The sequence below is a fragment of the Mycolicibacterium brumae genome (assembly GCF_025215495.1).
In the GTDB taxonomy this organism is placed as follows: Bacteria; Actinomycetota; Actinomycetes; order Mycobacteriales; family Mycobacteriaceae; genus Mycobacterium; species Mycobacterium brumae.
The window spans coordinates 1,059,072-1,073,492 of sequence record NZ_CP104302.1 but is presented as its reverse complement, the minus strand read 5'-3'; the positions used below and the strand labels follow the sequence as shown (position 1 = coordinate 1,073,492).

Annotated in this window: 6 protein-coding genes; 1 reads left to right on the top strand and 5 read right to left on the bottom strand. The window is 70.5% G+C overall.

The genetic code is table 11. The annotated features are described in order from the left end of the window. Nucleotides 1-122 precede the first annotated feature (122 nt). Complete coding sequence (locus tag L2Z93_RS05355) at nt 123-1,463, bottom strand: dipeptidase (protein WP_090585507.1); 1,341 nt, start codon at nt 1,461-1,463, stop codon at nt 123-125. Here L2Z93_RS05355 and L2Z93_RS05350 point away from each other — a divergent pair. Next, nucleotides 1,462-2,988 (top strand): neutral zinc metallopeptidase, encoded by a 1,527-nt coding sequence (locus tag L2Z93_RS05350; RefSeq protein ID WP_370745803.1) that lies wholly within the window; start codon nt 1,462-1,464, stop codon nt 2,986-2,988. The genes L2Z93_RS05355 and L2Z93_RS05350 overlap by 2 nt on opposite strands. Before the next feature lie 24 nt (nt 2,989-3,012). Here the strand turns inward: L2Z93_RS05350 and L2Z93_RS05345 are convergent, their stop codons facing one another. From L2Z93_RS05345 to L2Z93_RS05330, 4 genes are all read right to left on the bottom strand, one after another. Further along, a complete protein-coding gene (locus tag L2Z93_RS05345; RefSeq protein WP_234785987.1) occupies nt 3,013-3,696 on the bottom strand; it encodes a PucR family transcriptional regulator in 684 nt (227 codons plus the stop codon). A 19-nt stretch (nt 3,697-3,715) separates the two neighbouring features. After that, nucleotides 3,716-4,579 (bottom strand): phytanoyl-CoA dioxygenase family protein, encoded by an 864-nt coding sequence (locus tag L2Z93_RS05340; RefSeq protein WP_090585509.1) that lies wholly within the window; start codon nt 4,577-4,579, stop codon nt 3,716-3,718. 213 nt (nt 4,580-4,792) lie between these two features. After that, nucleotides 4,793-5,185 (bottom strand): holo-ACP synthase AcpS, encoded by a 393-nt coding sequence (acpS, locus tag L2Z93_RS05335; RefSeq protein ID WP_090585511.1) that lies wholly within the window; start codon nt 5,183-5,185, stop codon nt 4,793-4,795. Between the two features lie 9 nt (nt 5,186-5,194). Then, nucleotides 5,195-14,413, bottom strand: a complete 9,219-nt coding sequence (locus L2Z93_RS05330; protein ID WP_090585513.1) for a type I polyketide synthase — start codon at nt 14,411-14,413, stop codon at nt 5,195-5,197. Nucleotides 14,414-14,421: the final 8 nt, after the last annotated feature.

Sequence of the window (14,421 nt, the reverse complement as noted above, 5' to 3'; positions counted from 1 at the left end):
ATTTCTCAATCGATGAAAAGGGCCGCCGCCACGTCTCACTGAGGTGCGTCATGTCTCACCGACGTACCAGGGTTCTCACTCGATGACCGCCTCCGCCAACACTTCTCACGGACGCACAGCACTCACGCGATATCGCCCAGCGCCGCCAGGAAGAGGGTCTCCGCGGTGGCGGCCTTGGCGAGCACGGCGAGGTCCTGGCTCTCGTTGACGCTGTGCGCGGCGCTGGCCGGGTCCTCCGGCCCGGTCACCACGATAGTCGCCGACGGGAACGCGGCCGCGAACTCGGCGATGAACGGGATCGAGCCGCCCATGCCCATGTCCACCGGCGCCACCCCCCACGCGGCGCCGGTCGCCGCGCGGATGGCGTCGTACACCGGGCCGGTCGCGTCGATGGCGTAGGGCTGGCCGAGTTCGCCGTCGGTGACGGTGACCCGCGCGCCCCACGGGGCGTGGCTTTCCAGGTGCGCGCGCAACGCGTCCAGGTGCGCGCCGGCGTCGCCGCCCGGCGCGACCCGCATGCTGATCTTGGCCCGGGCCCGCGGGATCAGGGTGTTCGACGCCGACGCGACCGGGGTGGTGTCGATGCCGATGACGGTGATCGCCGGTTTGAACCACAGCCGGGCCGACGCCGGACCGGCGCCGATCTCACCGACCCCCTCCAGCAGGCCCGCCTCGGCGCGGATCTGCTCGGCGGGAATGTCGAGTGCCTGCTCGGGCGCCGGTGGCTCGAAGAGGCCGGCGACCGCGACGTTGCCGTCGTCGTCGTGCAGGCTGGCCAGCAGGCGCACCAGTGCGCTGAGCGCGTCCGGGACCACCCCGCCCCAGATCCCGGAGTGCAGGCCCTTGGCCAGCGTGGCCACCTCGACCTCGCAGTCGACCAGACCGCGCAGCGACACCGTCAGCGCCGGGATCTCGGTGCTCCAGTTGCCGGAGTCGGCGATGACGATGACGTCGGCGGCCAGCGCCTCGCGGTGCTCGGCCAGCAACGCGCCGAGCGTCGGAGACCCGGACTCCTCCTCGCCCTCGACGAAAACCGTCAGCCCCACCGGCGGCTTCCCGTCGAATGCCCGCATCGCCGCCAGGTGGCAGGCGATGCCCGCCTTGTCATCGGAGCTGCCCCGGCCGTACAGCCGGCCGTCGACCTCGGTGGGAACGAACGGCGCCGAATCCCATTGCGACGGATCGCCTTCGGGCTGCACGTCATGGTGCGCGTAGAGCAGCACGGTGGGCGCACCCGCCGGGGCGGGATAGCGGGCGATCACCGCGGGCGCTCCCCCGGCGCTGACCACGCTCACGTCCGGGAAACCGGCGCCGGACAGCAACGAGGCCACCGTGTCGGCGCAGCGGATCACCTCGGGCCGGCGGGCCTCGTCGGCCCACACCGACTGGATACGAATGAGGTCCTCCAGGTCGGCGCGCACCGACGGCAGCAACTCGGCCACCCGGTTCCCAAGCTCAGACATGCCGCACACCCTAGTCCCGCCGCCGCGCCGTCCCGGCAAAAGGCGTCTCGCGACCGTCCGCGGGCAAACTAGGCTGTTGCGCGTGAAGTTGCGAAGCAAAACCCTGATGGCGATCGCCGGGGTCGCGATGGTGGTGCTTTCCGGCTGCGGCGGCATGGTCGACGGCAAACCGACCTCCGGGCTGTACAACCCCAATCGGGTCGGCGGCATGGCCGTCACCGAGGGGCCCAGCGGCGTGCGGCCGAACTCTCCGCCGCCAACCGGCACCGTCGAGGGCACCGACAACGGCGACATCGACAAGCTGGCGCTGCTGTCGGTCAACGACCTCGAGGATTACTGGCACGAGAACTACTCGCCGGTGCTGCCGGGGACGTTCACCCCGGTCTCGGGCCTGCAGTCCTATGACTCCGAGGTGCCCGGCGACATGGTGTGCGGCAATGACACCTACGAGTTCGCCAACGCGATGTACTGCTTCGAGAGCCGGATCATCGCCTGGGACCGCGGCGTGCTGCTGCCGGTGGCGCAGAAGTTCTTCGGCGAGATGGCCGTCAACGGCGTGCTCGCCCACGAATACGGGCACGCCCTGCAGATGATGGCAAACCTGATCAACCGCAGAACCAGCACCCTGGTCGCCGAGCAGCAGGCCGACTGCTTCGCCGGGGACTATCTGCGCTGGGTCGCCGAGGGCAATTCCACCCGGTTCCAGATGAGCACCGGCGAGGGGCTGAATTACGTGCTCGCCGGCCTGCTGGTGCTGCGCGACCCGCTGCTGACCGTCTTCGACAATCCCGACGACGGCCACGGCACCGCGCTGGAGCGCATCAGCGCGTTCCAGCTCGGCTTCACTTCGGGGGTGTCGGCCTGCGCGGGCATCGACGAGGACGAGATCGCCAAGCGCAACGGCGACCTGCCGGAATCCACCAAGGTTGACGTGACGTTCGGCACCGGCGGCGACGTCGAGATCGACGAGCAGGTGCTGACCGATCTGATGGAGGTGCTCGGCGTGGTCTTCTCCCCGTCGGACCCGCCGAAGCTGTCGACCGATTCCTCGGACTGCCCGGACGCCGAGGACACTCCGCCGGCCTCCTACTGCCCGAGCGACAACACCATCTACGTTGACATGGCGGCGCTGCAGGAACTCGGCACGCCGGCCAATGAGGCGAATTTCGTTCTGCTCCAAGGCGACAACTCGGCGCTGTCGGTGGTGACATCGCGCTACGCGCTGGCCCTGCAGCACGAGCGGGGCATGGATATGCGCGGCGCGGAGGTCGGACTGCGGACCGCCTGCCTGACCGGCGTGGCGCAGCGCGCGATGTCCGAGGAACTCGAGGTGCCCTCGGGCCGCGGGCTGTACCTGTCCGCCGGTGACATCGACGAGGCGGTGGCCGGGTTGCTGTCCAACGGGCTGGCCGCCAGTGATGTCGACGGCGGGACGGTGCCGGCCGGTTTCACCCGGATCGTCGCGTTCCGCAGCGGCGTGGTCAACGGCGACGCCGAGGACTGCTACACCCGCTTCGACCAGTAGGCCGCTCGCTGATCCTCGTTGTGTTTAGAAGGGTGTGCTCACCGCGATATCAGGCGCAATCTCCAGCACCAGAAGCGCAGCGGCTACGTGGGTGGGGTTGTCTTCCACTTTGACCGTGGACAGTTCGTTGGCGCGCGACACCCGGCGCTCGACGGTGTTTCGGTGTGCGTAGAGGATTGCCGCCGCCCGAGTGGTGTTGAAGCCGCACTGCACGTAAGTCAGTAGCGCCTGCCGTATCGCTTCGTCTGCTTCGGTCAGCGGGCCGAGGGTGTTGGTGACGAAGCGTCGTGCGCTGGCAGGGTCCTTCGTGATGCTGTCGATGAGCTCGACGTCTGCGTACGCCGTGAAGCGCCGGTCGGATCCGAGTCGAACGACCAGTGCCTGGGCGGCGAGGGCGTCTTGGTGGCTGGACCTGAACCCGTCGAGTCCTCGTCCCGGCCTTCCGACGGCCGCTCGAACATTCTCCGCCTTCGCCACCACCTTCTCGATGTGGCGAAGGTCAGGTGTCGCGGCCCCGGATAGCCAGATCCAGCGCGAGGTGGCAGTGGCCCGGGCTATCAGGGCGCTTCCCCCCGCCGAAGCGGAGCGAACGGCCGCGACCGCCTCGTCCAACGCGTTGGCCCGCTGAGGGTCGTCGGTCCACAGGACGAGGCCGACGTGCGAGCGGGCCAACCGGTACCTCAGGCGTGACTCCCTCGCTTCGGTCATGACATGACCGCGCTATCGGTCAGCGGTCCAGATAGTCCGCGAGCTCGCTGTAGTCGACCTGCCAAAGTCCCGGAGAGCCGGTCGGGTATTGCGAGCGGAATCCGATGAGGCTCTGAACGCGGTCCGGGAGCGATCGCGCGAGTTCGCGGTCGACCAGGAACGGGTAGGCCTCCTCGCCTACCAAGAAGCCCGGGTTGAATGCGAAGCTGACCGCACGGCGATACTCGTCGGAAGTGCGGTTCGCGCCGCCGCCGTGGGCGGTCTTGCCGCTGAAGAACAGCGCGTCACCAGCACTCATCTCGGCCGGAACGGTCTGCTCGGGCGCGCCGCGGTCCTCGAAGTCATCCCATTTGTGGCTACCCGGAATCACCCGGGTGGCGCCGTTCTCCTCGGTGAAGTCGGTCAGGGCGATCAGGAAGTTGACGGTCACCTCGGGCCCGGCGGGTCCCATGCCGACGAACGGAAACCAATTCTCCAGGTCGCCGTGGAGCATCTGGGCGGCGTTGCCCGGACCGATCTCGATCACCTGTGCCGTCGTCATCCAGTAGGTGCCCGATTCTTCGAGAAACACCGCATCGGCCAGCGCATGAACGAGGTCGTGATCGATCACTTCGCGGCGGAAGGTCTCGCTTCGGGTGACCAAGTTGGTGAGGCGCTTGGTGTTCCGACCGTGAAACTCCGCGACGATTTCGTTGTCGTGCTTTGAACCGGCATCCAAACCCCGCAGGGCCGGGTCGATCTCGGCGTTGAATCGTGCGACCTGATCCGGTGTGAGAAGTCCCTTCACGATGACGCCGCCATCCGCGCGGACGATCGACAGAATCTCGTCGATCGGAGCTGTGCTGGCGATCGTGCGTAGTTTCGCGGTGGTGGTTGCGGGCATGGCGGCGTTTCCTTGCTGTGGTCGGTGTGATCCGGGACCTTCACAATGGCCGAAACGCGGCCCCCGCGACTACAGCATCCGGTCGCAGATTTCGGTCGCAGGGGTGCACACTGCACTACCCGCGGTGACGGCATATCCGCCCTGGCGGACGTGCCGCGTCGGGATCATCGGATGACCACGGCCCCATCAGCACAGCCGACGTGACCAGCAGGTTTACGGCGCTTCGAGGATGGCCACCGCCGCGGCGGTGTCCTTCTCGTGCGTCAGCGACACGTGGATGGTGACATCGGCCAGGTGCCGGCCGATGTCCCCGGACAGCCGCACCTTGGGTCGGCCCCACATGTCGGTGACGACCTCGATGTCGCGGTGGATCGCCTCCGGGAGCACCGGCCGCTGGGCGAACCGTGAGCCCGACCAGGCCTTGATCACAGCCTCCTTCGCCGCCCAGCGCGCCGCCAGGTGCCGGGCCGCCACCGACGATTTGTCGGCGGCGTCCCGGCGCTCACCCGGGGTGAAGGTTTCGGCGAACATGGTGCCGGGCTGGTCGACCTGCTCGGCGAACTCCGGGATGGACACGACGTCGATCCCCACTCCCACAATGGCCACGGGCGAACCTTAGCCGACGTAGACGTTGTCGTCGCCCAGCCGCGAGGCCGGGTTCAGCAGCATCGAGGCCTCCTGCGCCCTCTCCGGCGCATCGTGGTCGAACCGGCGATCGGCGGGCCGCTCGAACATCGGCTTGCCGCCCGCGATCGCCGACGCCAGCCGCCGCTGCCCGTCGAGCACGCGACGGTTGGACCGCGCCTGGTAGTCCGCGCGCTGCTCGGGGGTCAGCGTGGCCAGGAAGGCCTGCGGGTGCACCAGTGCCACCATGCCGGAGACGTGCCCGAACCCGAGGCTGGTCAGCAGACCGGCCTTCAGGCCGAACTTGCCGCCCATCCGCAGGGTCTCGCGGACCCAGACGAAGTGGCCAGAGGTGGCCAGATCCTCGTCGACGCAGTCCAGGCTGCGGTTGGGCGGGATGACTCCGTCGCGCAGCACCTGGCACAACCCCAGCGTCTGGAACGCGGCGGCGCCGCCCTTGGCGTGCCCGGTCAGCGTCTTCTGGCTGATGATGAACATCGGCGCCCCGGCGGAGCGGCCCATCGCGTCGGCCAGCCGTTCGTGCAGTTCGGTCTCGTTCGGGTCGTTGGCCAGCGTCGACGTGTCGTGCTTGGAGATCACCGAGATGTCGTCGGGTCCCACCCCGAGCCGGGCCAGCGAGCGGGCCAGCTGCGATTCCCGCCCACCGCGACCGGCGCCCAGGGCGCCGAGCCCCGGAGCCGGAATGGAGGTGTGCACGCCGTCGGCGAAGCTCTGCGCGTAACCGACCACGGCCAGCACCGGCAGACCCATCCGCAGGGCCAGGTCGCCCCGGGCCAGCAGGATGGTGCCGCCGCCCTCGGCTTCCAGGAAGCCGAGCCGGCGCCGGTCGTTGGCCCGGGAGATCTTGCCGTCGCTGATGCCCTTGGCCCGCATCACGTCGGTGTCGGCGGTGGCCGCCATGTCGGCGAAGCCGGTGATGGCGTCGGTGGTCATATCGTCGAAGCCACCGGTGACCACCAGGTCCGCCTTGCCGAGCCGGATCTTGTCGACGCCCTCTTCGATGGACACCGCCGCGGTGGCGCAGGCGCCGACCGGGTGGATCATCGCGCCGTAACCGCCGACGTAGGACTGCATGACGTGAGCGGCCACCACGTTGGGCAGCACTTCCTGCAGGATGTCGTTCGGCTTGGTCCGGCCCAGCAGGTTGCCGTGGAACATGGTCTGCATCGAGGTCATGCCGCCCATGCCGGTGCCCTGGGTGCTGGCCACCATGCTCGGGTGCACCCAGCGCATCAGCTCGGCCGGGGTGAAGCCCGAGGACAGGAACGCATCGACAGTGGCGACGATGTTCCACAGCGCCACCCGGTCCACCGAGTTCGCCATGTCGGCGCTGATGCCCCAGACCTTGGGGTCGAAGCCGGTGGGCAGCTGCCCGCCGACCTTGCGGGCCAGCTTCAGCTTGCGCGGCACCCGAATCTCGGTGCCCGCCTTGCGGATAACCTCCCAGTCGCCGGAATCGGGAACCGGCCGGATGACGGTGTGCTCGGGGTCGAAGGACGCGAACGCGCGGGCGTCGGCCTCCGAGGACACCACGAACGACAGGTCGTGGTCGAGGAACACGCTGACCAGCAGCGGCACCTCGTGGTCGGCTTCGATGGCCCCGTCGTCGATGAATTCCCTGATGCCGCAACGTTCCACGACGGCGTCGTGATACCGCTCGACCAGTTCCTCCTCGGGCACCAGCTCACCGCTGGCGGTGTCGTACCAACCCGGCTTGGGGTCGTCCTCCCAGGTGATCAGCCCGGTGCTCCAAGCCAATTCCAGCACGCCGGCGGCCGACAGCTCGTTGTCGACCTCCATCTCGAAGCGGGTCCGTGAGGAACCGTACGGGCCGACCTCGGCGCCACCGACGATGACCACCAGTTCGGACGGGTCCACATCCAGCGGGGCCCAGTCCGGCGCCGGCGCGGGCCGGTGCCCGCGCGGCGGAGACGGCAGGGCCGGGATGGTCCCCTGATCGGAATCGTCTGCGGCGGAAGCGCTTTCGGACCCCATCGCCTCGCGGGCTTGGGCGGCCAGCTCGGCCATGTCCAGCTTGGCGGCGGCGAGTCCACCGGTCAGATCCGCCTCGATGGGCTTCTCCGCGGCGGCCACCTTGGCTTCCACCGTGCACAGGTCCAGCAGCATGTCGGCCATCTCGGCGGTGGTGTAGGTGCGCACCCCGGCCTCTTCGACCGCGTCGACGATGACGTCGTTGTGGCCCATCAGCCCGGTGCCCTTGGTCCAGCCGATCAGCGCGTGCGCCAGGCTGACCCGTTGCGCCCAGGAGCTTTCCGCGCTCCAGCGCGCGACCACGGCGTCCAGCGCCGCCTTGGCCTCGCCGTAGGCGCCGTCACCGCCGAACATGCCGCGGTTGGGCGAGCCGGGCAGCACCACGTGCAGCCGGGAGGCGATGTCGCGTTCGGCGCCGATCGCCGACAGCCCGCCGATGAGCCGCTCGACGGCCCACAACAGCACCTTCATCTCCAGCTCGGAGCGCGACCCGGCATCGGACAGGTCGCCGGCCACCCGCGGCGCGGCGAACGGGAAGAGCAGCGTCGGGTTCAGCGCGTCCTTGATGTGGATCGACTGCGGCCCAAGGCTTTCCGACTGGCTGGTGCCGATCCACTCGACCAGCGCGTCGATGTCGGCGTAGGAGGCCATATTGGCCGGCAGCACCCACAGCTTGGCGCCGTAGCGGGCGTTGTCGCGGTACAGCTGCTTGTAGAAGGCCAATCGGTTGTCGTCGAGCTTGGACGTGGTCGCGATGACCGTCGCCCCGCCGGCCAGCAGGGCGGCGGCGACCGCCGCGGCGATCGAGCCCTTGGAGGCGCCGGTGACGACCGCGATCTCGGAGCTGTAGCGGCCCCGGCCCGGGCTCTCCGCGCCCGCGGCGATCCGGCCGAACAGCGAGGCGTGCACGGTCTTGCCGGCGGCCAGCGCCTTGCCCTGCCACCAGTTCGCCTGGCTGGCCACCACGTGGCCGGCCGCCTCGAAACGTTCGGCGTGCCGGGCCCAGTCGTCGTTGATCTCGTCCTCGTCGGCCAGCCACAGCTTGACCAGGTCCTCGCGGGCGCTGGCCCAACGGTCGTCGAGCACGACGGCCTTGCGCCCGTCGAACGCGGGCGCGACCAGACGCGGCCAGTCCGAACCGAGTTCGCTGGAAACCAGGTCGATCAGCTCGGTGTCGGTGACGGATTCGCCCACGCTGGCCGCGGCGTCCAGGCCGAGCTGGGCGAGCACCAGACGCGCGGCCGAGGCGAGCACCCCGTCGCGGCCGGTGACCTGCTCGGCGAACTCGGCCAGCGCCGCGGAGTCCACGACTCCCCCGCCGGCGCCACCGGCCGACGGCAGCGCGACCGGCACACCACGGCGGGCGCCGACCGCGGCGACCGCCGCGTCGATCGCCTTGTCGACATCGGCCGCGGAGCCGAGCGCGCCGGCTGCCAGCCCGCCCAGGTCGCCGCCGCGGACGCTGCTGCCCTCACGGGTGCCCAGCGCCACCTCGACGGTGACGTGCTTGGCCCAGCCCGGACCCAGTTCCCAGGTCTTGCCGACCCGCTCGGCGATGTACGCCGGGCGCTTGCCGGACGGGCCGAACACCGTGCGCAGCTGGTCGTTGATGGCGTCGGAGAGCACGGGGCCGAACGGCTTGTAGGTGCGGGCCAGCTTGGACACCTGTCCCTTCAGCGCCCCCAGGTCGGCCTCGGCCGCGCCGTCGATGGCGCCGAGGTTCAGCTCGGAGCCCAGGTCGACCAGCAGCTGGTTGCGTCGCGAGGACGCGCCGTCGGTGATGGTCTCGATGGAGTCCAGCGTCTCGATCTGGTCGAGCCGCATCTTGGCGCTCAGCGCGATCAGCGCGACGGTGGCGTCGGCCGCGTCGAACGTCAGGTCGTCGGGGCGCGGGCCACCGGACGGCGCCGCGGCCGGGGCCGGGGCCGCCGGGGCGGGCGCCGAATCGGCGACGGGAGCCGCAGAACTCGGCGCGGCGGGCTCGTCGTCCACCGGCTCCGGGTCGGTGTCGTTGGCGAACAGCACCGCGGCGTCGCGCTCGGCGTTGAGGATCTCCACCGTGGAGTGCGCGTACTCCGGCAGCTTGAGGGTGTTGGTGGCCAGGCCGGCGACGGTCGGCGCGTTCTTCACGCCGATCTCGACGAACCGCTCGACGCCGAGGCCGCCCGCGGCCTCCTCGATGAACAGCAGGTCCTGGGTTTCGATCCAGCGCACCGGGCTGGCGAACTGCCAGGCCAGCAGCTCGATGACGATCTTGCGGCACAACTCGGCGGGCTTTTCGGCGCGCCAGGTGTCGTAGTCGGCGAGCACCTCGTCCAGCGGTTCGGCCGGCACCAGGTCGCGGATCTCCTGGATGAAGTCGCGGTCCAGGGTGAACGGCCGCGGCACCAGGTTCGGGATGTAGCGGCCGACCAGGATCGCCGGATCGGGCTGTTGCGGCATGACCCGCTCCAGGCTGCGGCGGAAGTCGGCGACGCCGACCCGCAACACGCTGGAGTGGAACGGCACGTCGATGCCGGGCACCAGGATGAAGGACCGGCGGCCGCCGGCCAGCTCGCGGCGGCGCTCGACCTCTTCCTCCAGCGCCTCCAGGCCCCGGACGGTGCCGGCGATGGCGTACTGCGAACCGCGCAGGTTGAAGTTCACGATCTGCAGGAACTCACCGGTGCGCTCGGCGATGTCGGCGACGAACGCGGTGACGTCGGCGTCGTCGAGGTCGATCTGCGACGGGCGGATGGCGGCCAGCCGGTAGTTGGACCGGCCGCGCTCATCCCGCGGGACGATGTCGTGCATCTTGGACCCGCGGTGGAACACCACCTCCAGCAGCGCCTCGAGTTCGTAGGCGCCGGAGACGCAGGCCAGCGCGGTGTACTCGCCCACGGAGTGGCCGCACGCGATGGCGCCCTCCACGAAGGCGCCCTGCTCGCGCATCTCGGCGACCTGCGCGGCGGCGACGGTGGCCATCGCGACCTGGGTGAACTGGGTCAGGTACAGCACGCCCTCGGGGTGCTCGTAGTGCACGCCGGCGGCGATCAGGCTGGTCGGGTTGTCGCGCACCACGTGCAGCACCGAGAAGCCCAGGGTCTCCCGGGTGAACTTGTCGGCGTCGTCCCAGACCTTGCGGGCGGCCTTGGAGCGGGCGCGGACCTCCATGCCCATGCCCTTGGACTGGATGCCCTGGCCGGGGAAGGCGTAGACGGTCTTGGGCGCGGCCAGCCGTGCGGTGGCCGACATCTTCAGATCCGAACCCACCCGGGCGGAGATCTCCAGCACCTCGGCGCCCAGGTCCACCCCGACCCGGTCGACCCGGAAGTCGACCTCGTCGCCGGGCATGACCATGCCCAGGAAACGGGCGGTCCAGCCGAGCAGCTTGGCCGGCGGGACGGGCTTGCCGTCGGTGGCGGTCACCACGTGCTGGGCGGCGGCCGAGAGCCACATGCCGTGCACGATCGGGCCGGGGAGGCCGGCCAGCAGCGCTGCGGCCTTGTCGGTGTGGATCGGGTTGTGGTCACCGGAGACCACCGCGAACGGCCGCATGTCGACCGGCGCGGCCAGGGTGATGTCGCGGCGACGACGGCGCGGGGTGGCGGTCTCGTTGTCGGAGACGGCGCCGCCTGCGCGGAGCGGGTCGTCCAGCTCGGCGTCGCCGGTGCGGCCGCGGATGGCGAACCGCTCGGCCAGGCCGGCGACCATCTGCCGGTTCTCGTCGAACACGCTGACGTCGACCGGGATCACCCGACCCACCTCGGTGTCGTAGGCCTCCCCGGCCGTCGCGGTGACGGTCAGGGTGGCGCGCTCGGTCGGCAGCTGGGCGGTCAGGTGCGCGGCGTGGTCGAGGTGCACCAGGCTCAGCAGGCCTTCGACCACCGGGAACCCGGCGTGGGTGTGCGCCGAGCCGATCGCGGCGAACACCGCGGGCCAGCACCGGCCGACCAACGCGTCGGGAACCACTGACAGCGTTGGGGCCAGCGGCGCGCCGAACGGCGCGGTGACGCCGGTGTGGTCGGCGACCCGCTCGGGGTCCCAGTCCACCGTGACCGTGGTGATGCCGTCGACCACCGGCGGCAGCGACTCGGGGCCGTCCACCCCGGCGGCGATGGCCAGCACGGCCCGCATGGCGGTGGCGGCGTCATCGGTGCTGACGATCGGGGCGCCACCGTCGGCGGTGGTCTCCGGCAGCGAGAAGCGGATGTCGATCCAGTGCCCGGACAGCGGGGTGGACAGCACGACCTGGCCGTCGCGGACCTCCAGGCGGGCGCCGGTGTTGTGGTCGGTCGCCACGCCGTGGCCCTTGACCTGCCACTTTTCCGGGGCGGCGATGCGGTGCACCGGGTTGGTGGCGATGCGGCCGGCCCACAGCACGTCGGGCGCGTCGAGCACCAGCATCAGCGCGTCGGTCACGTCGTCCAGGCGCGACAGCACAGCGGTCGGGGTGTCGCCGGCGGCCAGCACGTCTTCGACGGCGGCCTGCTCGAAGCGGTCCAGCAGCTCGCCGACCGGCTCGTCGACGCGGGTGATCCCGGCGACCGCGGCGGTGCCGGGGATGACGCAGACCTGGTCGGCGGTGTAGCGGGCGTCGTGGGCCTGCCACAGCGAGTCGCTGCGCCACCAGCGCCGCACGTCCTTGTCGATGACCGGGACGAAGTTGACCGGCTTGCCGGGGGTCTTGCACAGCTCGAAGAAGAACGGCACGTCGGCCGGGTGCAGCTGCACCGCGCCGGCGTCGGAGTAGGTGACCAGCAGTTCGGCCAGCGCCCGATCCGGGTTCTCCAGCAGCGCCACGCCGGCCGCGTCGTCGCCGAAGCGGGTCGCAATGGGGCCGTTGTCGACCGGCGACAGCCGCGCCTCGGCGCGCTGCAGCATGCGCTGGAAGCGGTCCCGCCAGGTGATGTCCAGCCACGGCGAGTCGCCGCGGCGGGAGTCGGCGGTGGAATCGCCGTCGCCGATGGCCAGCTCGACGTAGCGCCGCAGCCAGCTCAGGTAGGTCATCTCGGCGACATCGCCGAAGTACGGCTTGGCGGTGACGGCCATCGCGGCGATGATCTCGTCGCGGCGCTCGGCGACCGCGTCGGCGTCGCCGGCGACCTCGTCGAGCAGCCGGCCGCAGCGGGAGGCGGCGTTGTCGATCTCGTGGATGTCCGCGCCCAGCTGGCTGCGGCCCGAAGCCATGCCGCCGGAGGCCTTGCCCGCCCCGACCCACCGGTCGGTGCCGACGGTGTCGACCAGCAATTGCTTGACCGCCGGGCTGGTGGTGGCCTCCAGTGTCGCCATCGCGGCGGTGCCGACCAGGATGCCGTCGACCGGCATCGCCGGGTAGCCGTACTCCTGGGACCAGCGGCCGGACAGGTATTCGGCGGCGCGCTGCGGGTCGCCGATGCCGCCGCCGACGCAGATGGTCAGGTTGGCGCGGCCGCGCAACTCCGCGTAGGTGGTCAGCAGCAGGTCGTCGAGGTCTTCCCAGGAATGGTGCCCACCGGCGCGGCCGCCCTCGATGTGGGCGATGATCGGGGTCGGCGCGGCTTCGGCGGCGATCCGGACCACCGAGCGGATCTGCTCGACGGTGCCGGGCTTGAACACGACGTGGCTGATGCCGATCTCGCGGAGTTCCTCGATCAGGCCGAGGGCTTCCTCGAGTTCGGGGATGCCGGCGGTGACGACGACGCCGTCGATCGGCGCACCGGACTGCCGCGCCTTCTGCACCAGGCGCTTGCCGCCGAGCTGCAGCTTCCACAGGTACGGGTCCAGGAACAACGAGTTGAACTGGATCTCGCGGCCCGGCTCCAGCAGCTCGGTGAGCTCGGCGACGCGGTCGTTGAAGATCTCCTCGGTGACCTGCCCGCCACCGGCCAGTTCGGCCCAGTGCCCGGCGTTGGCCGCGGCGGCGACGATCTTGGCGTCGACGGTGGTCGGGGTCATGCCGGCCAGCAGGATCGGCGAGCGGCCGGTGAGCCGGGTGAACTTGGTGGACAGCTTCACCGAGCCGTCCGGCAGGGCGATGACGCGCGGGGCGTAGCTGGTCCAGGGGGCGGGCACCTCCGGCACCGCGCCGATGGTGAACAGGTTGCGCTGGCCGCCGCGGGTGGCGACCGGGACGATCCCGATGCCCAGGCCGCGGATCACCGGGGCGGTGATGCGGGTCAGCAGGTCGCCAGGGCCGAGGTCCAGGATCCATTTGGCGCGCGCGGAGTGGACGCTGTCCACCTCGGCGACCCAGTCGACCTCGTCGATCAGCACGGCGGTGGTGAGCCGGCGGGCCAGCTCGGTGTCGATGCCGACGCGGGCGGCCCAGTCGACGACGATGTCGACGGTGTCGGCCAGCCGCGGGGTGTGGAATCCGACCTCGACCTGCACCCGGTCGAACTTCGGCGCGAACACCGCGCCACCGCGGACCTTGTTCTTGCGCTCGGCGGCTTCCTTGTCGGCGACCTGCTGGCAGTACAGCTCGAAGCGGGACAGCTGCTCGGGGGTGCCGGTGATGACGACCGACCGGCGGCCGTTGCGGATGGACAGCACCGGCGCCTGCACGGTCCGGACATCCTGGGCGAACTCGTCGAGCAGCTCCCGGATCCGCTCCGGTTCGGCGTTGGTGACCGACAGCATGGGCGGCTCGTCGCCGAGCACCGTGATGCCGCGGCGGCGGGCCACCAGGGTGCCGGCCGCGCCCATCAGCTGGGCCAATGCCAGCAGTTCGACGTCGCGGGCGCCGCCGAAGCGCACGGATTCCACCGCCAGCACGCCCTGGGAGTGTCCGACGACGACGGCGGCGGGGTGCTCGTTGAGGTCCAGGCCCTGGCGGGCCAGCGCGCGCACGCCGGCCATCTGGGTGAGCAGCACGCCGGGCACCGAGACGGCGGCCGAGATGAGCTGCTTGGCGGTGGGGATGGGTTCTTCGGCGGCGAGCTCACGCACCCACTTCAGCGGCTCGAAGCCGATCGGGCGGACCACCACCAGCTCGTCGGCGACCGGCTCCAGCATCAGGTGCGCCTCGCCGGCCACCGTCGCGAGTTCGGTCTCGATGCCGGAGGAGGAGACCAGCTCCTCCAGGGATTCCAGCCAGTCGGCGCCCTGGCCGCCGAAGGCGACGGCGAAGCGCTCGCCGGCGATCAGGCGATCCACCAGGGCTTCATTAGATCCGGAGTGTCCGGCAGCGCTGCCATCGTCGTTCATGGAAACGTGCTCGTGCTCGTGGATCGTCACCTTGTTGT